The organism is Streptomyces sp. NPDC019890 (assembly GCF_044903445.1).
Classification (GTDB): domain Bacteria; phylum Actinomycetota; class Actinomycetes; order Streptomycetales; family Streptomycetaceae; genus Streptomyces.
In genome coordinates this window covers 60,247-83,384 of sequence record NZ_JBJDQK010000016.1, presented here as the reverse complement: position 1 = coordinate 83,384, position 23,138 = coordinate 60,247, and the positions used below count along the sequence as shown (strand labels likewise).

The following is a 23,138-nucleotide window of genomic DNA, read 5'->3' as shown; positions in this document are numbered from 1 at the left end:
CCGTTGCGTGGAGACACGCACGGCGGGTTCGGCGAGCGGCACGGAGAAACGGACCGGTGGCAACACCGGCACCGCGCTCCGTGCCGACTCAACCCACAGGCTTGCGGCCTCGTTCGCGCTTTGTCGGTGTCATCGGGTTGCATGGGGTCATGACCAACGCAGACCTAGCAGATCCCGCAGAGCTCAGGGCCTCGGCCGACTCCGTCCTCGCGCGCCTCGTCTCGGACACCACCGGCACCGCCCGGCTGCGCGAGGACCAGTGGCGGGCGATCGAGGCACTCGTCGCCGACAAGCGCCGGGCGCTGGTCGTGCAGCGGACCGGCTGGGGCAAGTCCGCGGTGTATTTCGTCGCGACGTCGCTGCTGCGCGAGCGCGGCAGCGGTCCGACCGTGATCGTCTCTCCCCTGCTTGCGCTCATGCGCAACCAGGTGGAGGCGGCGGCGCGAGCCGGCATCCGGGCCCGGACCATCAACTCCTCCAACACGGAGGAGTGGGACACGGTCCAGGCCGAAGTGGCCGCGGGCGAGGTGGATGTGCTGCTGGTCAGCCCCGAGCGGCTCAACAACCCCGACTTCCGCGACCAGGTGCTGCCCAAGCTGGCCGCCGCCACCGGGCTTCTGGTGGTGGACGAGGCGCACTGCATCTCCGACTGGGGCCATGACTTCCGGCCCGACTACCGACGGCTGCGCACGATGCTGGCGGAGCTGCCGGCCGGAGTGCCGGTACTCGCCACCACCGCGACCGCCAATGCCCGCGTCACCGCGGACGTCGCCGAGCAGCTGGGCACAGGGGCGGGCACGGACGCGCTCGTGCTGCGCGGCGCGCTGGACCGGGAGAGCCTCAGCCTGAGCGTGCTCCAGCTTCCCGATGCCGCGACCCGGCTGGCCTGGCTGGCCGATCACCTCGGCGAGCTGCCCGGCTCCGGGATCATCTACACCCTCACGGTCGCGGCTGCCGAGGAGGTCACCGCGTATCTGCGGCACTGCGGGCACACGGTGGCCTCGTACACCGGCCGCACGGAAAACGCCGACCGGCAGCAGGCCGAGGAGGATCTGCTGGCCAACCGCGTCAAGGCATTGGTCGCCACGTCCGCGCTCGGTATGGGCTTCGACAAGCCCGATCTCGGATTCGTCGTGCACCTGGGCTCGCCTTCGTCCCCCATCGCGTACTACCAGCAGGTGGGCCGTGCGGGGCGCGGCGTGAAGCACGCGGAGGTACTGCTGCTGCCGGGCCGGGAGGACGAGGCGATCTGGCAGTACTTCGCCTCGGTGGCCTTCCCGCCCGAGGAGCTGGTGCGGCGCACGCTCGACGTGCTGGGGCAGGCGGGCAGGCCGCTCTCGCTGCCGGCACTCGAGCCGCTTGTCGAGCTGCGCCGCACCCGGCTGGAGACCATGCTCAAGGTGCTCGACGTGGACGGCGCAGTGCGCCGGGTGAAGGGCGGTTGGACGACCACAGGTGAGCCCTGGTCGTACGACTCCGAACGCTATGCGTGGGTCGCGCGGCAGCGGGAGACCGAGCAGCAGGCGATGCGTGACTACGCGCGCTCGACAAGCTGCCGGATGGAGTTCCTGAGGCGGCAGTTGGACGACGAGGAAGCGGCTCCGTGCGGGCGCTGTGACAACTGCTCGGGTGTCCGATTCAGCGACAAGGTCTCCGCCACGGCACTGGACGCAGCGCGCGGGGAGCTGAGCAGGCCTGGGGTGGAAGTGGAGCCCCGCAAGATGTGGCCGACCGGGCTGGCGGCGGTGGGCGTCAGCCTCAAGGGCCGAATCCCGGAAGCGGAGCAGCCCTTCGTGGGCCGGGCACTGGGCAGGCTCTCCGATATCGGCTGGGGCAACAGGCTCCGCCCGATGCTCGCGGCACAGGCTTCGGACGGTCCGGTTCCGGACGATGTGGTGAAGGCTGTGGTGACGGTTCTTGCCGACTGGGCGAAGGGTCCTGGCGGATGGGCATCCGGTGCCCCGGACGCGCCGCCGCGGCCGGCCGGTGTGGTCACCGTCGCCTCGCACGGCAGGCCGCAGCTGGTCGGATCCCTCGGTGCCCGGATCGCCGAGGTGGGCCGGATGCCCTTGCTGGGGACCGTCGAGTACGCGCCCGAGGCGCTGGACGCACGGATCTCGCGCACCAACAGCGCCCAGCGAGTACGGGGGTTGCACGAGGCATTCGCCGTGCCGCCCCGGCTGGCCGAGGCGCTGGTCGCGGCCGACGGACCCGTACTGCTCGTGGATGACCTTTCGGACAGCGGTTGGACTTTGGCCGTGGCGGCGCGATTGCTGCGCAGGTCCGGCGCCAAGGGGGTGTTTCCGCTGGTCCTTGCGGTTCAGACGTGACTTGAGGGGGCATCGGAGGTGCAACTGGGCAGAGATAGGGCAGGGATATGAGCGTCATACCCGCCGATTCCTGCCGGTGCCGCCAAATTGCTCGTTGCCGCACGCCGACGGGGCAGCAAGAATTGGAACGCTCCCCGCGCGGCCCGTTCGCGGTCCGAAAGGGCCATGCCGCGGTGCGCCCTCACCCGACCCTGCCCGCACTGTGGGCGCGTATGCGAAGGGAGGACCGTGACCTTCGGATTCGCCCCGTCCGCAGCCACATCGCTCAGCACGGCAGCCAACTCGGCCAGCCGCCTCGCCAGAATGCTCGAGCCCGCCGAGTGGGCAGCGGCGGGGATCCCGCTGCTGCGCAACCCCCGCGAGGTGGTCAGCGGTCTGCACACCCGGCACCGGCCGACGCCGGCGTCCGCCGTCGTCGCTGTTCTCGACCACGAGGAACGGCTCACGGCCAGTGCTTCGTTCGCCCGGCGCTCCGCGCCCGTGGACGGCTGGGAGTTCCGCAACGTGCTGCTGGCCCATCTTCGCCGGGTCATTCCGCACGATCTGCGTCGCCGCACTCCCGTGCGCACCGCCGTGCTGCTCTACTGCCGCGAGGGCGACGAGCGTTGGACGGAGGAGGACGGGGCGTGGATGTGGGGGCTGCGGGACGCGTGCACCCTGCACGGGCTGCGCTGTGGTGCGTACATCACGCTGACCCGGGGTGGCTGGCAGGTGCTGGGCGAGGGCAGGGGCGGCCGTCGGCCCAACTCCCTGTCGTCGCCCGGCGATCTCAGCGACATCGTGACCGACAGTGAACCGCTGCCGCTGCGTACCGCGAGCGGCGCGACCGAGGCGCTTCGGCGCACGGCGGCTCGCTGACGGTGCCACCTTCCGGCTGCCCAGGGCCTGGGCAGCCGGATCACGACCGGACAGCGGGTCGAGGGCCGAGTGATCCGCAAGGACCCTGTGGTCCGCAGGCCCTACGGTCCGCGGGGACCGAAGGGTCCACGAAGACGGAGCGGTTCCCAAGGACCGAACGGTCCGCGAATGCCGGACGGGCGGTATTTCCCGTACGGCTCAGATGCCCGTGCCGAGCACGGTGTTGATCCGCTTGGGTTCGCCGCACACGATCAGCAGCGCGGTCGCCTTCGCCAGGGCCGCCGGCAGTGCGCGGGCGGCCTCGTCGTCGGCGCCACCGTTGATCGCGACAACCACCACGGGACGGGCCGAGGCCCGGTCGGCCGCAGCGGCGTCCGCGTAGAAGACGTCGTCCCGGGCGTCGTGCTGGGCCCAGTAGGCGGCTTCGCCGAAGGACAGCTCGTGCGCCGCCCAGGGGTGCTGTTCACCGGTCGTGAGCACCAGGACCTCGCCCGGGGCACGGCCTGAGTCGAGCAGCAGGTCGACCGCCTCGCCGGCGGCGTCGAGCGCGCCGTCCGCGGGGGCGGGGATCAGCTGGATCTGCGGTCCTGCGGGCTTCTCCGGCCGGGAAGGCTGGGACTGCCCGGCGGAGGTATGCGTACGCGGCGGCGCGGGCCGGGCGGAACCGGGGCCCGGATGTCCGGGACGCGGTGAGGCCGCGGTACGCGGACCGGGTACGGGACGGGGGGTCGGCGCGGTGCGGCCTGCGGCCGGAGTGGCGCGGGGACCCTGGGCACTCTCGTGAATCTGAGGCTCCTCGGGGATGAGAGGCATGAGTGGATGTCTATCAAATGCCGGTGCGACGAGCATCGGCGGGTGGGCACATAGGTGCGAGGCCCTGATGGGGGGCGGGTTCAGAATTCGAAGCCGAGCTGGCCCCCGCTTTCGAGTTCGGCCGCCTCTGCGGAGATGCGGACCTTCTTGAGATGCCGCCACTGGGGCAGCGCGTCGAGATAGGCCCACGAGAGCCGGTGGTGGGGCGTCGGCCCCAGCAGTGCCAGCGCCGCCTTGTGCACGGGAGAGGGATAGCCGACGTTGGCGTCGAAGCCGTAGTCGGCGAACTCCCCCTGCAACCCGGCCATCATCGCGTCCCTGCGCACCTTGGCGATCACCGAGGCGGCCGCGACCGCCACGCACGACTGGTCCCCCTTGATGACCGTACGGACCTGCCAAGGGGATCCCAGATAGTTGTGCTTGCCGTCGAGGATGACCGCGTCCGGACGGACCGGAAGCGCATCCAGCGCGCGGACGGCGGCCAGCCGCAGCGCCGCTGTCATGCCCAGCTCGTCGATCTCCTCCGGCGAGGCATGCCCCAGGGCATGCGCCGTGACCCACGACTCCAGCAGCCCGGCCAGCTCCGCACGCCGCTTCGGGGCGATCAGCTTGGAATCCGTGAGACCGGCGGGCGGCCTGCGCAGTCCGGTGATCGCCGCGCACACCGTGACCGGACCGGCCCACGCCCCGCGTCCGACCTCGTCGACACCTGCGACGATCTTGGCGCCGGTGGTGGCTCTGATCGAGCGCTCGACTGTGTGGGTGGGTGGTTCGTAGGGCATGGCGCCAGCAAGGTTACGCCGCCCCACCCCGCCGGCGACACCCGGATTCGGATCAGTGACCGTACCCGGCAGTCAGCCGCTGCTCGGGCGGAGCAGCGGCACCATCACCTGGTCGATCATCTCGGCGATGTCCTCGTCGGGCCATTCGCTCCCGCACACCTTCGAGCGGTACATCATCAGGCCCGGAATCACATCGAGGACCAGCTCGGATGTGATGTCGGCGCGTACGTCGCCACGGGTGACACCACGGCACACCACCTCACGGAAGAGCCGGTTCGACGGCTCGATGACGCCGCGCACGATCACACCATGGAACCGCTCGGCGGTGGTGGTGTCGCATTCGTGAAGTACCGAACGCATGGCAAAGCCGGCCCTCGAGTACATCGCATCCCGCACGCGCCGGCAGAGCTCGAAGAGGTCCTGTCGGATGCTTCCGTGGTCGGCGGCTTCGTCCAGCGTCGGCAGTCCGGACTGCAGAGCGTCGGCGACGAGGTCTTCCTTCGACGGCCAGCGCCGGTACACGGCGGCCTTGCCCGTCTGAGCCCCGGAGGCGACACCTTCCATGGTGAGCCCGCTCCAGCCGACCGTACTCAACTGCTCCAGCGCGGCCTCAAGGATCGCGCGTTCCAGCACGGGTCCTCGACGGCGCAGCGAGACCGGGGGCGTCTCTGCGGCGGCAGTCCAGCGCGAATTGGCCATGTTCATCTCTCCGTTGGGGACTGGAGGTTCAGTGAACGCTTGCGTTCACTGACGGGGATTCTCTACGGTGGACAAGACAGTGAACGGATGCGTTCACTAACGCACTTGTGGGGGACCCATAGTGACAACCTCTCAGTTAACAGCTCCAAGCAAGCCAGGGGCGGCCCGCAGACAGGGACGCCCCGGGGTTGCCCTCGCCGTCATCGCCGCTCTGCAGCTCATGGTGGTCCTCGACACGACCATTGTGAATATCGCCCTCCCGCACATCCAAGGGGCACTTGAGTTCACCACGACCCAGCTGTCCTGGGTGGTCAACGCCTACACCCTCACCTTCGGCGGGCTGTTGCTGCTCGGCGGCCGGGCGGGCGACATCCTCGGCCGCCGCAGGGTGTTCATCTTCGGTGTGCTGCTCTTCACCTTCGCCTCGCTGCTGTGCGGCGTCGCGCAGGAACCCTGGCAGATGCTCGCCGCCCGTGCGCTCCAGGGCGTCGGCGGCGCCATAGCCTCACCCACGGCGCTCGCGCTCATCACCACGACCTTCCGCGAAGGCCCCGAGCGCAACCGCGCGTTCGGCATCTTCGCGGCGGTCTCGGCCAGTGGCGCGGCCATCGGCCTGCTCGCCGGTGGCATGCTCACCGAGTGGCTGAACTGGCGCTGGGTGTTCTACGTCAATCTGCCGATCGGCATTCTGATCGCTGTCCTCGCGCCGGTGTTCATCAATGAGTCCGAGCGGCACACCGGCCGGTTCGACATCGCGGGCGCGCTCACCTCGACCGTGGGCATGGCGTCCCTGGTCTATGGCTTCATCCGGGCGTCCGAGGACGGCTGGACCGACAAGCTCACCCTTGGCGCCTTCGCGGCGGCGGTCGTACTTCTCACGGCGTTCGTACTGACCGAGCGGCGGGCGCGGGAACCGATCACTCCGCTGCGGATGTTCGCCGACCGCAACCGTTCAGGCACATATCTGATCATGATGAGCCTCGCCGCGGCGATGTTCGGCATGTTCTTCTTCATCGTGCTGTTCGTGCAGAACGTGCTGGACTACAGCCCCATCGCCTCCGGTCTCGCATTCCTCCCGGTCACCGTGATGATCGTGACCGCCGCCGGTATTTCCTCGAAGTTGCTGCCGAAGCTCGGGCCCAAGCCGTTCCTTACCGCGGGTGCGGTGCTCACCGGGAGCGGCATGGCGTGGCTGACCGCACTGGACCCGGGCAGCTCGTATCCGGGCGGGGTACTGGGGCCGATGCTGCTCTTCGGATTCGGCATGGGTCTGGTGTTCGTGACGGCGACGCTCACAGCAGTCTCGGGCGTTGCGCAGCACGAGTCGGGTGCGGCCTCCAGTCTGCTCAACGCCACACAGATGGTGGGTGGTTCCCTGGGGCTGTCGATTCTTATGACGGTCTTCAGCACTGCCGGCCGCGATGAGGCGAAGCGTCAACTTCCGTCGTTCCTGGCAGATTCGACGCCGGCCCAGAAGGCAGCCTTCGCGAAGACGCACGAGCTGCCGCCGCCGTGGGGGCACGAAGTGCTCGCCGAAGGCATCGCGACGGCGTTCTGGGCGGGGGTGGGTCTGGTCGGACTCGCCGTGTTGACCGCCCTGTTCGTCATCAAGGTGCGCAAGAGCGACCTGGAGGCGCTCAGCGGGTCGGCGGGCGCGGGCACAACCGCCGCCTGAGCCTGAGCCGGCCGCCCGCGAGCAGCCGCACGGAGCTGGTCGCCGTACAAGGTCAAGGTGCGGGCCGTACACCGGGGATACGGCCCGCACCTCATCTCTGTTCTCAGTCGTCAGTTGTCGTTCGCCCTAGTTGTTGTAGTCGTACGGCCCGATCTCGCCGTCCTGATCGAATTCGGCGTCTTCGTCGTACTGCCGGCGGTCTTTCTCGGCGCACGCGTACCTATAGGTGTCGATTTTCCGTTCCGCCAGGATCTTCCGTGCCCGCCACTCGCCCCAACTGGTTGCGTACCAGGGCTTGTCGATGTCCTCGAGGTTCCTCGCGATACCGTCGAGCGCGCAGGAGCGCATCGGCTCCGGCAGCTTGTCGAGGGCCGGAACAGCGTCGGCGGACAGCCCCTCGAAGTAACTGACGTCGATTTTCCCGGTGTTCTGGTAGCGCTGTACGTTCCGCTCGGCGATCATCCCGTCCGGGGACAGCAGGCCGAATACGAGGACGGCGGCCGCAGCGCTCGCGGCGACGGCGCGCGGCAGCCACTTCGCGCCGAAGAACCCGGCCGCGATGATCAGGACGATCACCAGACCGAGCCACCACTCCATCGCCGCCACCGAAACCCGCAGCCTCGTAAGCCCGTACGCGTCGACGTACAGATCCATCCGGCGCAGCGCCGACGCCACCACGACGAGCGTGAGCAGGCACAGGGTTCCGAGGACGGCTCGGACCAGGGTGCGGTCGCGGGCACCGTCGCGCGGCGCCCAGCGCAGCGCGAGCGCGATCACGAGCAGCGTGAGCAGGGTCGCCAGGAGCAGCTGCCAGAAGCCCTGGCGTGCGTACTGCGAGTACGTCAGTCCGGTCTCCCGCAGCACCGTCTCGTATCCGCCGAAGAGCACTGCGAGCTGGACGGCGATGAAGACTGCGAAGAGGAGGTCGAGCACGATGAGCGGCAACGCCCACTCCCAGCGGGCGCGGGGTCGGCCGGGGCGCACAGAGATGCGGTCCCAGCGCATCGGTGCCGCCGCGGTGTGCGCGGCAGCCAGCGCTCCCACCAGACCGAGAGCGAAGAGGAAGAAGCGCCAGGGGCCGTCGGCCACCGAGACGTCGGGGATCAGCCCGTCGAGCAAATCGGCGAAGGCGGCGTCGGCGCCCGCGAAGAGCGCGCCGAAGACGATGAGCAGCACAGCGGCCACCGCCACCGTACGCACCACGGGGCCCCACCGGCCCTGCGAGCTGCCCGCCCGCTCGCGCATTCCCGACCATCCCCAGGCCATGCCCGGCACGAGCGAGTCCAGCAGGCCGAGCGAACCGAGAAGTACGCCCGGCCAGGTACGGCCGCCGTGCAGCGCGAGAGATCCCGCAGCAAGCGCGCTGACGACCGCGAGAAAGGTCGGCCAGCCCGCGTCCCTCAGTACCGGCACGACGAGCAGCGCGAGCCCGGCAACCGCCCATACAAGGGTCCAGGGGCGGAGCCGGCGGCCTGCCGCGCGGGCCGCGAAGTGCGCAGCGAGGGCGGCAGGCACCGCCACGACCAGCAGGTTCAGTCCCAGCCCTTCGCCCAGCAGAAGTGCGCTGAACAGAGCGGTGGCCACGGCAGACCAGAGCGTCGCGGCAGGCACGGGGGCCGGTGAGCCGGGGCGTATCCGTGCACGCTTCGGCGGAAGATCTTCCGGCTCCTTGCTCTGACCGGGCTCGGAAACCGGCGGCTCTGTGGACCGTACGTCTGACACGGGACCCCCTCCCGACCGGATCGCCGCGCATGCCTGGAGGGCGGACGTACGACCGGTGTCTCGTCTGCGTACTCTCCTGATGATCAGCTCGCAGTACGTGACGGACAGGCTAGCGGCGGGGTGCCGGGCCGACTCCCCGGGGGCGCCGCCGAGGCCGGACCGCCACCCGGCCACCCCTACGACGTCAACGGCTCACTGCGCCCGGTCGGGCAGCCACTCCGGCAGGGCTTCGGTCTGCTCCAGCCAGTCGACCGGGGGCTGCCCCGACTTGCCCGCGGCGACGACTCCGCAGGCGATGGCGCAGGTGGTGTCCACGTCACCGCCCGCCTGGGCGGTCGTCCAGAAGACGCTCTCGAAGTCGCCGAGCGAACGGGCCGCCGACCACAGCGCGAACGGCACGGTGTCATGTGCACTGGATCGCCGACCGCTGCCGAGTACGGCGGCGACGGTCACGGCGTCGCCGTAGTCGAGCATGTCGCGTGCCCGGCGCAGGCCTGCCCCCACCGCGCTGCGCGGCACCAGTGCGACGACGCCGTCGAGCAGGTCCGCGGGCTCCGGCGGCCCGGCCGGATCCGCGACGAGCGCGGCAGCCGCCGCCACCGCCATGGCGCCGACCACGGCCTCACGGTGCTGATGCGTGGTGTACGAGGAGATCTCGGCCTGGTGCGTGGCCTGCTCCGGATCGCCCGCGTACCAGGCGCCGAGCGGTGCGACACGCATCGCGGAGCCGTTGCCCCACGAGCCCTGCCCCTTGAACAGCGTGGCTGCCAGCTCGCGCCAGTCGCCGCCCTCCCCGATCAGCCGGAGCAGCCGGCTGACGGCGCGGCCGTAGCCGCGATCGAAGTCGTAGTGCTCGGCGAAGGACCGGGCGAGCGCGTCCTGGTCCACCCGGTCGTGGGCCGCGAGGACGGCCAGCACCGAGCAGGCCATCTCGGTGTCGTCGGACCACTGCCAGGCTCCTGGGGGCAGCTCGCGCCGCTTCACCAGCGGATAGTTCGAGGGAACGAAGAACCGGGAGCCCAGGGCGTCCCCCACGGACAGTCCGCGCAGGCTGTCCAGGGCGCGTTCGAAGCGCCGTTCGCGAGAGGAGTCGTCGGTCATCTTCCTGCCACTCTATCCGGTGACGCCGTACGGCTCAGGGGTGCGCCAGCGTTTGAACGGCTGGTCAAGCGTGTAGCGACCGTCCTCGCCGAGCTGCAGAATCCGCATCTCGGCGTTGTCCGGGTTCGACAGCGACTCGAATTCCGCGACCGACCAGTGGAACCAGCGCATGCAGAACAGGCGCATGGTCAGTCCGTGCGTGACCAGCAGGACGTTCGGCGGATGGTCCGGCGCCTCGAAGCTCCGGTGCAGACTCTCCAGAAAGGACCCGACCCGGTCGTACACATCCGCGCCCGACTCACCCTGCGCAAAGCGGTAGAAGAAGTGTCCGTAGGCGTCCCGGTACGCCTTCTGCAGCCGTACGTCGTCCCTGTCCTGCCAGTTCCCCCAGTCCTGCTCACGCAGCCGGGGCTCCTCCCGGATCCGTACCAGCTCCGGGTCGAGGGCGAAGGCACGGAAGGTCTCATGGGTCCGGCGGTAGGGCGAGACATAGACGCTGACACGCTCGCGCCCGAACAGCTCACGCAGTCGTGCGCCCGTCTTCTCGGCCTGGGCCCAGCCGGTCGGGGTCAGCGGCAGCGCATGGTCGGGCTCGCGTTCGTACACGGTGTCATCGGCATTTCCCTCCGACTCGCCGTGCCGGACGAGGACGATGCGTCGCGGTCGTGCCATGTCTTGACAGTAGATCGGTCCGGACGACGCCGAGCAGTCGGGTCCGAGTCCATCCTGCCTATCGGCAGCTGAGGCGGGGCAGCAGATGGGCGGTCGCGGGACGCGGGGGCCCGCCGCCCCAGCGACGGACCTCAGGTGAGGCGGGCGGAGTCCGCGGTCCGCTGCGGCCGCCGGTGAGGCGGGTGGTGGCCGGTCCTCGGAGCGGGCGGCCACCACCCGGCCTCAGACCGTCCACGAGGGCTCGAGCTCCACCACATCACCGGCCAGCGCCACGACATCCGCCTCCGTCTGCGCGCGCAGCAGCAGCCGCTCCACCCGCTCCCTGCGGTACTTCCCGTGCTCGGCCGCCGACTGCCACATCGACATCACCAGGAACTCGCTCCCCGGCGCCTCCCCGAACAACCCGCGCACCATCCCGGGCGACCCCGCCATGGCCGGGTTCCACACCTTCTCCTGCATCAGCGCGTAGTGCTCGACCCGGTCCTCGCGAACCCGGCAGTGCGCGACCCGCACCACGTCCGCGTCGGTGAACCGCGGCTCGAACCCCGTCTTCACGTCAAAGCGGTAGTCGAACAGCTTCACCTGTATGTCCTTGTACGTCCCCGACTGCCCGGCCGCCAGCCGGTCATGGGAACGCGCCATGAACGAGTCGTAGAACGCCCGGCTCTCCCAGAAGCCGAAGACATGCGCGACATTCTGCCGCCCTCTGCTCCACCCACCGCCCTGTCCCCGGAATCCCGGCTCACCCAGCAGCCCCGCCCACTTCCGCTGTCCCCGCTCGAACCCACGACGGTCCACCACGGTGCAGCGAATCCACTTGACCAGCACCGCGCCATCGTACGGCGCGCAACGTGGCCCCGGTCACTCTCCTGCGGAGTGCACTCTTACCCGGTCGAGCGATTCCTCGACATTCAGTTCGATCCCGAAACACAGCAGCCAGGATCCGCACCAACTCCCCCGCCGGAACCTCAACGCGACTGCCCGCTCCGCTCGCTCCGCGCGTTCAGGACACTTCATTCAGCTCGCCCAGGGCACGCAGCCGCGCGGCATCCTCGGTATCCAGCCCGATGCCGAAGATCTCGTCCAGTACGGAGATCAGCTCACCCGGCGGCACTCTGCGCCTCTCATGCGTCCCGTTCGTGTGCGAGACACTCAATTCGCCGCGCAGCAAGGTATGACGCACCTGAGGGCCGGGCTTCTGCGCCACCACCTGACCGACGAACCGCGACTGCGGATGTGTCGAGCTGTAGTGGTTCATGACCGTGAAATCTTCGGGATAGAGCGTTTGGGGAGCGAACGCATACGCATCGGCCCACCCTTCGGGACCGAGAGTCCGCAATACGTGAATCCCTTCGTCCTCCATGGTGATCCCGTAGGTCCACCCTCCCTGCTGCACCACGACGCCATCCCGCAAGCGCACCGGCTCCAGGATTCCCCCAGCGCCGAACCCCGTATCGGCGAGCCAGGGTTCGCCGTCCACCGTGACCACCAGGACGGCGTGCGTCACAGGTCGCCTCCTGGCTGCGTTCGCGCGGACCCGGGCCCCGCGCCCGGACACCTGGAAGCCGATACGCTCCAGCACGGCGGCGAACAGGGAGTTCTGCTCGTAGCAGTAGCCACCGCGCCGCCGGCCGACCAGCTTCGCCTGCAGGCTCTTCAGATCCAGCGGCACATGGCGACCGAGCGCCACTTCCAGGTTCTCGAAGGGAATCGCCGCGACATGCGCCCGCTGAAGCTCCCGCAGCGTCTCCAGGTCCGCCGCGACCGGCCCTGCGTACCCGATACGTGCCAAGTACGCGTCCAGATCCAGCTCTTCGCTGCTCCAGATCATGATCTCCACCCCCGTGAACAATCCGGCGGCCCCGAGCGGTGCCGCCATCCCAATGATCGCCATGACGGCGCTGCACACCAATCCTTTGTCTGCCCGGGACGCGGCACGCCCTGATGCGGAGGCGTGGACGTGACAGCATGGTCAACCGATGCAGATCACCTGGCAGTTCGGTGAATCACGGGAAAGGGGAGTCCGGTGAGCAGTTTCAACAAGGGGGTCCGGAAGGCCGAGGTAACCCTGAGGTGGGATCCGAGCCCCCTCGGTCAGCCCGCGCATGATCTCGACATCGTCGCCGCGACGTACCGCGCGGACGCCCCGCACGGCGAGCCCGCGTACGTCGTGCATTTCGACAGCCGGTCGCCGGACGGCACCATCATTCTGGTCAGGGACAGCAAGACGGGTCAGGGCTTCGGCTCGGACGAGGTCATGACGCTGGAGTTCGACCGGCTGGCGGCCGCGTACGGGCGCGTCCTCGTGGGCGTGTGCATCCAGCAGCGGGACGGTCGGACAGTGTTCGCCGATGTCGCGAACGCCCTCGTGCGCGTTCTGGAGGGGCACATCGAGCTGGGCAGCAGTGACTTCGCCGCCGTCGCGGGATCCACGGCCGCCGTCGTCGGCGAGTTCACACGGAGTGAGGCGGGCGAATGGGAGTTCCACCGCACCGTCCGCGGATTCGACGCGGAGCCGCAGGAGTTCGTCGCCCTGATGGGCGGCTGACCGGCGGCTGACGGCATCAGTAGTTACTGAGCACGAGAGGGGCGCCGGCACCATGCCGACGCCCCTTCTCTCAGCTATTGCGTACCACCGCTCGCGATCAGCTGCAGCCGCTGGTCGAGCCGCAGCCCTCGCAGATGTAGCAGGAGCCCGCCCGCTGCATCTTCGTCCCGCAGGAGAAGCACAGCGGCGCGTCCGCGCTGATGCCCAGCTGCATCTCGACGAGCTCCGCCGAGGTGTGTGCCTGCTTCGGGGCCGGAACCTCCACCGGGGGAGCTGCGGCGACGGCCTTCAGGGGCTCCTGGTGACGCGGGGCGGACTGGGCCAGACCCTCCACGTCCATGTCCTCGTCGGACGGCTCGTACGAACCGGTCTCCAGGTGACGCTGACGCTCCTCGGCCGAGTGGATGCCGAGCGCCGAGCGCGTCTCGAAGGGCAGGAAGTCCAGCGCCAGGCGGCGGAAGATGTAGTCGACGATCGACTGCGCCATCCGCACGTCCGGGTCGTCCGTCATACCGGCCGGCTCGAAGCGCATGTTGGTGAACTTGGAGACGTACGTCTCCAGCGGAACGCCGTACTGCAGACCCACCGAGACGGCGATCGAGAAGGCGTCCATCATGCCCGCGAGGGTCGAGCCCTGCTTCGACATCTTCAGGAAGACCTCGCCGAGACCGTCGTCCGGGTAGGAGTTGGCGGTCATGTAGCCCTCGGCGCCGCCCACCGTGAAGGAGGTGGTGATGCCGGGACGGCCCTTGGGGAGGCGCTTGCGGACGGGGCGGTACTCGACGACCTTCTCGACCGCGGCCCGGATCGTCTCCTCGGCCTTCTCGGTGACCTCGGCCTTCTCCTTGTCCTTGGTCTTGGCGGAGAGGGGCTGGCCGACCTTGCAGTTGTCGCGGTAGATCGCGAGCGCCTTGACGCCCATCTTCCACGCCTCGAAGTAGATCTCCTCGACCTCTTCGACGGTCGCCGACTCGGGCATGTTGACCGTCTTGGAGAGGGCGCCGGAGATCCATGGCTGGATGGCCGCCATCATGCGGACGTGGCCCATCGCGGAGATGGAGCGCTCGCCCATGGCGCAGTCGAAGACCTCGTAGTGCTCGGTCCGCAGACCGGGAGCGTCGATCACATTGCCGTTCTCGGCGATGTGGGCGACGATCGCCTCGATCTGCTCCTGCTGGTAGCCGAGGCGGCGCAGCGCCTGCGGGACCGTGCCGTTGACGATCTGCATCGAGCCGCCGCCGACCAGCTTCTTGAACTTGACCAGGGCGAGGTCGGGCTCGAGGCCCGTGGTGTCGCAGGACATCGCGAGACCGATGGTGCCGGTCGGGGCGATGACGGATGCCTGGGAGTTACGGAAACCGTTCTTCTCGCCGAGGCGGATCACGTCCTGCCAGGCCTCGGTGGCGGCGGCCCAGATCGGCGTGTCCAGGTCGTCCATGCGGACGGCCTCGGCGTTGGCGTCGGCGTGCTGCTTCATGACGCGCTTGTGCGGCGCGGCGTTGCGGGCGTAGCCGTCGTACGGGCCGACGACCGCGGCGAGCTCGGCGGAGCGCCGGTACGAGGTACCCGTCATCAGTGAGGTGATGGCACCGGCGAGCGCGCGGCCGCCGTGGGAGTCGTACGCGTGGCCCGTGGCCATCAGCAGGGCGCCGAGGTTGGCGTAGCCGATGCCCAACTGGCGGAAGGCCCGGGTGTTCTCACCGATCTTCTGCGTCGGGAAGTCCGCGAAGCAGATCGAGATGTCCATCGCGGTGATGACCAGCTCGACGACCTTGGCGAAGCGCTCGACGTCGAAGGACTGGTGGCCCTCGCCGTCGTCCTTGAGGAACTTCATCAGGTTCAGCGAGGCGAGGTTGCACGAGGTGTTGTCCAGGTGCATGTACTCGCTGCACGGGTTCGAGCCGTTGATCCGGCCGGACTCGGGGCAGGTGTGCCAGTGGTTGATGGTGTCGTCGTACTGGATGCCGGGGTCGGCGCAGGCCCAGGCGGCCTCGGCCATCTTGCGGAAGAGCGTCTTGGCCTCGACCTCCTCGATGACGTCGCCGGTCATCCGGGCACGCAGGCCGAACCTGCCACCGGTTTCGACGGCCTTCATGAACTCGTCGTTCACACGGACCGAGTTGTTGGCGTTCTGGTACTGGACGGACGTGATGTCGTCGCCGCCCAGGTCCATGTCGAAGCCCGCGTCACGCAGAGCGCGGATCTTCTCCTCTTCCTTCACCTTGGTCTCGATGAAGCCCTCGATGTCGGGGTGGTCGACGTCGAGGATGACCATCTTGGCCGCGCGCCGGGTCGCACCGCCCGACTTGATCGTCCCCGCGGACGCGTCGGCGCCGCGCATGAAGGACACGGGGCCGGAGGCGTTGCCGCCGGAGGAGAGCAGTTCCTTGGAGGAACGGATCCGGGAGAGGTTCAGACCGGCGCCCGAGCCGCCCTTGAAGATCATCCCCTCTTCCTTGTACCAGTCGAGGATCGACTCCATGGAGTCGTCGACCGCCAGGATGAAGCAGGCCGAGACCTGCTGCGGCTGGGGCGTGCCGACGTTGAACCACACCGGCGAGTTGAAGCTGAAGATCTGGTGCAGGAGGGCGTACGCCAGCTCGTGCTCGAAGATCTCGGCGTCGGCGGGCGAGGCGAAGTAGTTGTAGTCCTCGCCGGCCTTCCGGTACGTCTTCACGATCCGGTCGATCAGCTGCTTGAGACCGGTCTCGCGCTGCGGGGTACCGACGGCCCCGCGGAAGTACTTGCTGGTGACGATGTTGACCGCGTTCACCGACCAGAAGTCGGGGAACTCGACGCCACGCTGCTCGAAGTTGACCGAGCCGTCGCGCCAGTTGGTCATGACGACGTCACGACGCTCCCAGACCACCTCGTCGTACGGATGCACGCCGGGGGTGGTGTGGATTCGCTCGATACGCAGACCCTTGCTCACCTTGGATCCCTTGGCTCGGGACCCTCGTGCCGGGCCGCTCGTCGTCTCTGTCATGCCGCCTCCCATATACGGGCAAAAACGCTCTGAAGTGCCCAGATCTTCCCGTGGCACAGTCTTGTCTGATGCCGCGGGCGCCGCGCACGGCGCCCGTGACAGGTCTTCTTGCCGCCCTGCTGCCGATCGGCGGGCCGATGAGGCGGGCCCTGGGGATCGGCGCGGTCGTGCTCAGTCGGCGGCGGTGGCGGGCACCGGGACCTCAAGGGTCTCGCCGGTCCCGCGCTCCTCTGCGGGAGGCCGCTCTTCGCGGAGTTCCGCGATGGCGGCCTCGAAGTCTTCGAGCGAGTCGAAAGCCCGGTACACGGACGCGAATCGCAGGTACGCGACGAGGTCGAGTTCCTGCAGGGGGCCGAGTATGGCCAGACCCACATCATGGGTGGTCAGCTCGGCGCTGCCGGTGGCGCGAACCGCCTCCTCGACCCGCTGGCCGAGCTTGGCGAGGGCGTCCTCGGTGACCGGTCGCCCCTGGCAAGCCTTGCGCACGCCGGAGATGACCTTGGTGCGGCTGAAGGGCTCGGTCACGCCGCTGCGCTTGATCACCATCAGCGAGGCGGTTTCCACCGTCGTGAAGCGGCGGGAGCAGTCGGGGCACTGCCGACGGCGTCGGATCGACGTTCCGTCGTCGGTGGTGCGACTGTCGACGACACGGCTGTCGGGGTGCCTGCAGAAGGGGCAGTGCATGGCTCTCCCAACCCTCCTTCACAGCACGACTGAATAGCCTCGACCGGCTTGTCGAAGCCCTTCGAAGCAGCCCCAAGCATAGGCGATGGCCGCGGTCTTGGCGGACCGGGGACCACAACTTCTGGGCGGCGGACACAATCCAACCACTAGATCTGGGGTTGGGTCGCGTTTTTCCGGCTCAGCGCGTGTCGCGCGGCGACGGTCGCCTACGGGAGGCGTACGAGTGGTGGCGCCGTGTCATCAAGGCGGCGCGGGACCGGCCTCGGACGGACCGAAGGCGGGCCGCGCAGGGGCCGCAGACAGGCCGACGAGCGACCAGGAACCGGCCAGGAGAGTACGGGAAAAGCACGGCTCCCTGGATTCCGGGCCGCCGGGTGCAAGACTGGAATCACCCCACCCCTCGGCACCCCGCCGGTGGAGGCTACCGCACTGGCCCGCATTGCCTTACGGTCTCATCGTTCGCACATACACCCAGGCAGGCGCCTGCGTCAGGCAATCTGCGATTTTTCACTCGAACGTGTGTTTGGCGCAACCTTTCGAAACCCACTACCGTTGTCCAGCTAGGGAGACCATTCGAGAGGGGCCGACGTGACCACCACCGCAGACAGTGCCGCCATCACTGCCCAGGACCGCTCCCAGAACCGATTCGAGCCGGTGCATGCCATGAATGACGCAGCCACGCCCTCCGAGGGGCAGAAGCCCACGCGTTCGCTGCCCGGCCGACCTCCAGGTATCCGGGCCGACAGCTCCGGACTCACGGATCGGCAGCGGCGCGTCATCGAGGTGATCCGCGACTCCGTGCAGCGTCGGGGATACCCGCCGTCGATGCGTGAGATCGGCCAGGCTGTCGGGCTGTCCAGCACCTCCTCCGTCGCACATCAGCTGATGGCGCTGGAGCGCAAGGGCTTCCTGCGCCGGGACCCGCACCGCCCCAGGGCGTATGAGGTACGCGGCTCCGACCAGCCCAGCACCCAGCCGACGGACACCAGCGGCAAGCCCGCCGCGTCGTACGTTCCGCTGGTCGGCAGGATCGCCGCCGGTGGCCCGATCCTCGCCGAGGAGTCGGTCGAGGATGTGTTCCCGCTCCCCCGCCAGCTTGTCGGCGACGGCGAGCTGTTCGTACTCAAGGTCGTGGGCGACTCGATGATCGAGGCCGCGATCTGCGACGGGGACTGGGTGACGGTCCGCCGCCAGCCCGTCGCGGAGAACGGGGACATCGTGGCCGCGATGCTGGAGGGTGAGGCCACGGTCAAGCGCTTCAAGCGGGAGAACGGCCATGTGTGGCTCCTCCCGCACAATGCGGCGTATCAGCCCATTCCGGGTGACGAGGCGACGATTCTCGGCAAGGTGGTGGCTGTGCTTCGGCGGGTGTGAGGCACCCGCCGGCTCTGACCGGGCCCCGGGACCCACTGCGCCGGTCCCGGGGCCCTGCTGTGCCCGCGAGCCCAGCCGTACGGCCTGCTGTCCTGCCGTACGGCTTGACCTGTCCTGCGCACGGCTTGACGCCCGGCCGTACTACTTGCCGTCGGCCTTGGCGGCGGCGTCGATCGCGGCCAGCGAGCGACGCACCTGGTTGCGGTCCGTGGTGTACCAGAAGTCCGGCAGCGAGGCGCGCAGATAGCTGCCGTAGCGGGCGTTGGCCAGCCGCGGGTCGAGTACGGCGACGACGCCGCGGTCGCCCGTGGCGCGTACGAGACGGCCCGCGCCCTGGGCCATCAACAGCGCGGCGTGCGTGGCGGCAACGGCCATGAAGCCATTGCCGCCGGCCTCCTCCACGGCCTTCTGCCGGGCGCTCATCAGCGGATCGTCGGGACGCGGGAACGGGATCCGGTCCATGACGACCAGCTGGCTGCTGGGCCCCGGGACATCGACGCCCTGCCACAGGGAGAGCGTGCCGAACAGGCAGGTCTCGGGGGAGGCGGCGAAGGACTTGATCAGCTCACCCAGAGTTTCCTCGCCCTGGAGCAGAATCGGCTTGTCGAGCCTGCCGCGCAGCTCCTCCGCCGCAGCCTGGGCGGCCCGCATGGAGGAAAAGAGGCCGAGCGTACGACCGCCGGCCGCCTCCACCAGGTCAGCAAGTTCGTCCATCATGTCGCCACGGGAACCTTCCCGCCCCGGCGTCGCCAGATGGCGGGCGACATAGAGAATGCCCTGCTTCGGATAGTCGAACGGCGAGCCGACGTCGAGCCCCTTCCACTGCGGACTCACGACATCAGCGGCTCCGCCGAGGGCATCGCCTGCGGTGCCCTCGGGAGCCAGGCCCAGCGAGGCCCCGACCCCGTTGAAGTCGCCGCCGAGTTTCAGCGTCGCAGAGGTCAGTACCACGGACCGTTCGGCGAAAAGCTTCTCGCGCAGCAGACCGGAGACCGAGAGCGGGGCCACCCTCAGGGACGCGCCGAAACGGTCGTGGCGCTCGTACCAGACGACGTCGTACTCGGAGCCTTGCGTGATGCGCTCGGCCACGTCGTGGATGTTCTCAACCGAGGCGAGGGCCTGCTTGCGTACGGCGTCCTCGTCCTGGACGGACTTGTCGCGGGTGCTGCCGAGGGCCGAGATGACCGTGCGGGCAGCGTCCCGCAGAGCCATCAAGGCGTACCCCAGGTCCTCGGGGATCTCCTCGAGTCGGCCGGGCAGCGCGAGCTCCATCAGCCGCTCGAAGGTCTCGGCGGCGGTCTGCAGAGCGTCCGCCGCCTTCTCGTTGACCAGCTTGGCGGCGCGGCGCACGGCACGGTTGACCTGGCCCGGCGTGAGCTCGCCGGTGGCAACGCCGGTGACCCGGGAGACCAGCTCGTGGGCCTCGTCGACGATCAGCACCTCGTGCTGCGGGAGCACAGGAGCGCCCTCGATGGCGTCGATGGCCAGCAGCGCGTGATTGGTGACGACGACATCGGCGAGCTTGGCGCGCTCGCGGGCCGCCTCGGCGAAGCACTCGGCGCCGTACGCGCACTTCGAGGCGCCGAGGCACTCCCGGGAGGAGACGGAGACCTGCGCCCACGCCCGGTCCGAGACTCCCGGGGTGAGATCGTCCCGGTCCCCGGTCTCGGTCTCGTCGGACCAGTCACGCATCCGCAGCAGATCCTGGCCGAGCTTGCTGGTGGGCGCGGCAGCCTCGAACTGGTCGAAGAGCCCGTCCTCCTCTTCCTGCGGTACCCCCTCATGCAGGCGGTGCAGACAGAGATAGTTGGAACGACCCTTGAGCATGGCGAACTCGGGGCGGCGGCGCAGCAGCGGGTGCAACGCCTCGACCGTACGCGGAAGATCACGCTCCACGAGCTGCCGCTGCAGGGCCAGCGTGGCCGTGGCCACGACCACACGCTCCCCGTGCGCCAGGGCGGGCACCAGATAGCCGAGGGACTTTCCGGTGCCGGTGCCGGCCTGGACAAGCAGGTGGGAATTGTCGTCGACAGCCTCGGCGACGGCCTCGGCCATGGTGACCTGGCCTGGTCGTTCCACACCGCCGACGGCGGTGACGGCGGCGTGAAGGAGCTCGGGGAGGGATGGCTTCGTCATAGCCGGACCAGCCTACGGGGCACCACTGACAACGCGATCGCACATCGGTTCATCGCCCGGTTCGTCCACGGGTTCATCAGACGGTGCCCAGCGGATTGGGGACCGTGCCGTGCACGGCGGCGTGGGGGCGGTCAGGGCGATCCCGGTAGCCGTCGAGATGCAACCGGTTGCGGTTCAGGCAGAGACGCTCGATACGCGGAGTGAGCAGGTCGAACGTCTCGAAACGCTCCTTGAGCTCCGGGAAACTGGCCTGGTGGCGCAGGATCTCGGCCCGTACGAGCGAGAAGAACTGCTTCTCCGGAACGCCGAGTTGTTCCTCGCAGAGGGGCGCAAGATAGCGGAAGACCCCGATGAAGAGCCCTGCGTGGATGAACTGCGTGAGGAAGGCGGGCTCCTCGGTGAGCAGGATCTGCCGCACCTCGTCGGGCATGGAAGCGTGCTCGGGCAGCGGCTGGGCGCTGACGTTCACATCATCGACGAAGTCCTTGATCGCCAGCCGTACCGGCACATCGTTGTCGTCGAAAACGACGATCGCGTTCTCTCCGTGCGGGGAGAAGACGGTGCCATAGCGGTAGAGGAAGTGCAGCAGCGGCGGGAGCAGCGCGGAGAAGAGCCGCCGGAGCCAGGCAGCCGGGGCGAGCCCGGAGCGGGCGACGAGTTCGGCGGTGAACGCCCGGCCGTGGGGGTCGGTGTGCAGCAGCGAGGCGAGGGTGCGGGCCCGCTCGCCAGGGGCGAGGCGGGGCCCCAGCGGCTCGCGCCAGATCGCTCCGAGGAGCTCCTTGTACTGGTAGGGCACCTCGGGAAGGTGGTCGTAGAGAGGGTGCTCGACGGTGACGGACGCGACCTCCCCGAGCAGGATCACGCCGCATTCGTCGCGAAGAAAAGGGTCCGTGTCGCGCAGGCCGTGCACCCAGGCGGTGACTGCGGGGGCCGCGAGGGTGCGTTCGGTCGGCAGGCCACGCCAGACCAGGGTGTTGAGGATGGACAGCGGCAGTTTGAGGGTGTGCCTGTCTGCATGATCGACGTTCACGAAGGTGCGGATGGACTGCTGCGGCAGCCGCAGGTCACCGTCCGAGGCAAGCGGAACGATGTCTCCTCGCGCGACGGCCGGGGCGAAGAGGGGCAAGAGTACCTCGTCCCACTGCCAGGGGTGCACGGGGAGAAAGAGGTACGAATCGGGGTCGAGGCCCCTGCCGCGCAGCGTGGTGGCGAAGGACTCGCGTACGGAGGCGTCCAGTTCACGGGCGTACAGATCGTCGGGTCCGGCGAGCCCGGGGACTCCACGGTAGTCGGCGAGGCTGCGGCTGACCGCGAGCCAGGGGAGCCGGGCCGGCCTGCGGGCCTCCGGCGACCAGCGGGCGGTGTCGGTGGCGGAGAAGCCGATACGGCCCTTGTTGAGCACGAGCCAGGGGTGGCCGGTCTGGTGGCCTTCGATTTCGGCGTAGCCGAGGTCGGCGAGCTCGCCTGCGGTCAGCGCGCTGTGATCGAGCCCGGTGTCGGAGAGAAGCGTGACGGTCAGCTCGCGCAGGAGGTGACCGAGGGTGGCGCCGTCGAGAGCGAGCAGGCGATGGGCCCGGGAGAGGAAGGCGAGCGGATCGGTGAAGCGCCGGGAGTCGTGCTCGATGGAGTCAGGATCGACGCGCCAGCCTCCGTACGCTCCGCGCCTGGCCCGAAAGGAGAGGCTGCTGCCGTCGTCGATCGTGAGCGTGTAGCGGCCGACGCGGGATGCCGGGACCGGCTCCGTGACCTCTTCAGGCTTGATGATCTCTTCGTAGGCGAACTCGCCGAGCATCTTGGCCAGCAGGCGGCCGGCAGCCAGGTCCCATGCCTGCGAGGTCAGGCCCGGCGGCGTGAACGGGACCACGTGCGGCTGTTCGGAGTCGTGGGTGGCAGGGAACTTCGGCACGGGGACTCCTCGAGTGGAACCGATGCGGGTCGAGCGGGGTAAGGAGGGCAGCGGGTCATTCACAGCAGGTTGCGAAGGGCGCGGTCGCGGACCATGAGCGCGGCTCGCTTGTCAGGAAGGTCGACTTCGGCGGAGAAGCGGAAGCCGGCGCTCAAGAAGGCCGAGACGGAAGGGGTGTTGCGCAGATCGGGTTCAGCGATGACGCGTGCGCATCGAGGGCGATGGTCGAGAACGAGATCGGTGACGGCTCTGAGGAGGGTCGAGCCGATACCGCGGCCGCGGTCTGCCACGCCACCGATGAGGAGGTGGATGCCGGTGTCATGCGGACGGGCGGGATAGTGCCGTGCCAGTGGGTCGAGATCGGCGCGGTAGAGCTCGAAGTAACTCATGGGGATGCCACCGAGCACCCCGAGACAGGGGACGCTGCGGCCGTCACCGTCGAGCTGGGTGCGCAGATGGGCGGCGGTGACGGAGTCGGGTCCCGCCATTTCCCAGAAGGCAGCCACGGCGGGGTCGTTCATCCAGCGGGTCATCAGTGCCAGGTCACGTTCGATGCGCACGGGGACGAGCTGGAAGGCTCCGAGCGGGGTGGTTACGGGTCCCCACTCGGCCGGGGCGTCCAGCAGGTCGCCGGCGGCCGCGGTGTCCGCCTGCTCGGGGCCGGCGGACACCTCGTCCTCCCGGAACAGTGCGAGGAACTCCTCTGGAAGCCGCAGGTCCAAGGTGTCCTCGACGCCCCCCGCGAGCTGCGGTGCGGGACCGCCCCCCGCGAGCTGGGGTGGGGGACCGGCTCCGGTGTCGGTGCTCGCATCGGTGGGAGGCACGGTGGCGCTCTCCTCTCGCAGGTCGGTC

The 23,138-nt window shown here is 69.1% G+C and carries 18 protein-coding genes; 5 read left to right on the top strand and 13 right to left on the bottom strand.

Features of this window, described 5'->3' with window-relative positions:
* Positions 1-149 precede the first annotated feature (149 nt).
* A complete protein-coding gene (locus ACI2LP_RS31055) occupies positions 150-2,330 on the top strand; it encodes a RecQ family ATP-dependent DNA helicase (protein WP_404727858.1) in 2,181 nt (726 codons plus the stop codon).
* Between the two features lie 228 nt (positions 2,331-2,558).
* Positions 2,559-3,188, top strand: coding sequence for a hypothetical protein (locus tag ACI2LP_RS31050; RefSeq protein WP_404727857.1), 630 nt, complete (start codon positions 2,559-2,561; stop codon positions 3,186-3,188).
* 198 nt (positions 3,189-3,386) lie between these two features.
* On the opposite strand, the gene ACI2LP_RS31045 is transcribed toward ACI2LP_RS31050, so the two are convergent.
* The 3 genes from ACI2LP_RS31045 to ACI2LP_RS31035 all read right to left on the bottom strand — a co-directional run bounded on the left by ACI2LP_RS31045 (position 3,387) and on the right by ACI2LP_RS31035 (position 5,482).
* The gene (locus tag ACI2LP_RS31045) at positions 3,387-4,001 is read right to left on the bottom strand and encodes a hypothetical protein (RefSeq protein ID WP_404727856.1); all 615 of its coding nucleotides are present in this window, start codon (positions 3,999-4,001) and stop codon (positions 3,387-3,389) included.
* A gap of 80 nt (positions 4,002-4,081) precedes the next feature.
* Complete coding sequence (locus ACI2LP_RS31040; RefSeq protein WP_404727855.1) at positions 4,082-4,783, bottom strand: ribonuclease HII; 702 nt, start codon at positions 4,781-4,783, stop codon at positions 4,082-4,084.
* Between the two features lie 72 nt (positions 4,784-4,855).
* Entirely contained in the window at positions 4,856-5,482 is a 627-nt protein-coding gene (locus ACI2LP_RS31035; protein ID WP_404727854.1) for a TetR/AcrR family transcriptional regulator, read from the bottom strand.
* A gap of 121 nt (positions 5,483-5,603) precedes the next feature.
* Here ACI2LP_RS31035 and ACI2LP_RS31030 point away from each other — a divergent pair, with 121 nt between their 5' ends.
* Positions 5,604-7,157, top strand: coding sequence for an MFS transporter (locus ACI2LP_RS31030; RefSeq protein ID WP_404727853.1), 1,554 nt, complete (start codon positions 5,604-5,606; stop codon positions 7,155-7,157).
* A gap of 126 nt (positions 7,158-7,283) precedes the next feature.
* Here the strand turns inward: ACI2LP_RS31030 and ACI2LP_RS31025 are convergent, their stop codons facing one another.
* The 5 genes from ACI2LP_RS31025 to ACI2LP_RS31005 all read right to left on the bottom strand — a co-directional run bounded on the left by ACI2LP_RS31025 (position 7,284) and on the right by ACI2LP_RS31005 (position 12,546).
* Positions 7,284-8,900 carry a DUF4153 domain-containing protein gene (locus ACI2LP_RS31025; protein ID WP_404727863.1) on the bottom strand — a complete coding sequence of 539 codons (1,617 nt, stop codon included), beginning with the start codon at positions 8,898-8,900 and terminating at the stop codon, positions 7,284-7,286.
* A 171-nt stretch (positions 8,901-9,071) separates the two neighbouring features.
* Positions 9,072-9,980 carry an ADP-ribosylglycohydrolase family protein gene (locus tag ACI2LP_RS31020; RefSeq protein WP_404727852.1) on the bottom strand — a complete coding sequence of 303 codons (909 nt, stop codon included), beginning with the start codon at positions 9,978-9,980 and terminating at the stop codon, positions 9,072-9,074.
* 12 nt (positions 9,981-9,992) lie between these two features.
* On the bottom strand, positions 9,993-10,652 hold the full coding sequence (locus ACI2LP_RS31015) for a histidine phosphatase family protein (protein WP_404727851.1): 660 nt from the start codon (positions 10,650-10,652) through the stop codon (positions 9,993-9,995).
* A 222-nt stretch (positions 10,653-10,874) separates the two neighbouring features.
* Positions 10,875-11,480: a YdbC family protein gene (locus tag ACI2LP_RS31010; RefSeq protein ID WP_404727850.1), complete on the bottom strand. Its 606-nt coding sequence runs from the start codon at positions 11,478-11,480 to the stop codon at positions 10,875-10,877.
* A gap of 175 nt (positions 11,481-11,655) precedes the next feature.
* The gene (locus tag ACI2LP_RS31005) at positions 11,656-12,546 is read right to left on the bottom strand and encodes an arylamine N-acetyltransferase (protein ID WP_404727849.1); all 891 of its coding nucleotides are present in this window, start codon (positions 12,544-12,546) and stop codon (positions 11,656-11,658) included.
* Positions 12,547-12,678: 132 nt separating this feature from the next.
* On the opposite strand from ACI2LP_RS31005, the gene ACI2LP_RS31000 reads away from it, so the two are divergent.
* On the top strand, positions 12,679-13,200 hold the full coding sequence (locus ACI2LP_RS31000; RefSeq protein ID WP_404727848.1) for a TerD family protein: 522 nt from the start codon (positions 12,679-12,681) through the stop codon (positions 13,198-13,200).
* A 97-nt stretch (positions 13,201-13,297) separates the two neighbouring features.
* Here ACI2LP_RS31000 and ACI2LP_RS30995 read toward each other — a convergent pair whose 3' ends face one another.
* Positions 13,298-16,186, bottom strand: coding sequence for a vitamin B12-dependent ribonucleotide reductase (locus tag ACI2LP_RS30995; protein WP_404727847.1), 2,889 nt, complete (start codon positions 16,184-16,186; stop codon positions 13,298-13,300).
* Between the two features lie 171 nt (positions 16,187-16,357).
* Positions 16,358-16,870, bottom strand: a complete 513-nt coding sequence (gene nrdR / locus ACI2LP_RS30990) for a transcriptional regulator NrdR (RefSeq protein ID WP_404727846.1) — start codon at positions 16,868-16,870, stop codon at positions 16,358-16,360.
* A 588-nt stretch (positions 16,871-17,458) separates the two neighbouring features.
* Here nrdR and lexA point away from each other — a divergent pair.
* Positions 17,459-18,244, top strand: coding sequence for a transcriptional repressor LexA (gene lexA / locus ACI2LP_RS30985; protein ID WP_404727845.1), 786 nt, complete (start codon positions 17,459-17,461; stop codon positions 18,242-18,244).
* 141 nt (positions 18,245-18,385) lie between these two features.
* Here the strand turns inward: lexA and ACI2LP_RS30980 are convergent, their stop codons facing one another.
* The 3 genes from ACI2LP_RS30980 to ACI2LP_RS30970 form a co-directional block, all read right to left on the bottom strand.
* Positions 18,386-20,380 (bottom strand): ATP-dependent DNA helicase, encoded by a 1,995-nt coding sequence (locus ACI2LP_RS30980; protein ID WP_404727844.1) that lies wholly within the window; start codon positions 20,378-20,380, stop codon positions 18,386-18,388.
* A 76-nt stretch (positions 20,381-20,456) separates the two neighbouring features.
* A complete protein-coding gene (locus ACI2LP_RS30975; protein ID WP_404727843.1) occupies positions 20,457-22,286 on the bottom strand; it encodes an IucA/IucC family protein in 1,830 nt (609 codons plus the stop codon).
* Positions 22,287-22,345: 59 nt separating this feature from the next.
* Entirely contained in the window at positions 22,346-23,110 is a 765-nt protein-coding gene (locus ACI2LP_RS30970; RefSeq protein ID WP_404727842.1) for a GNAT family N-acetyltransferase, read from the bottom strand.
* Positions 23,111-23,138 lie beyond the last annotated feature (28 nt).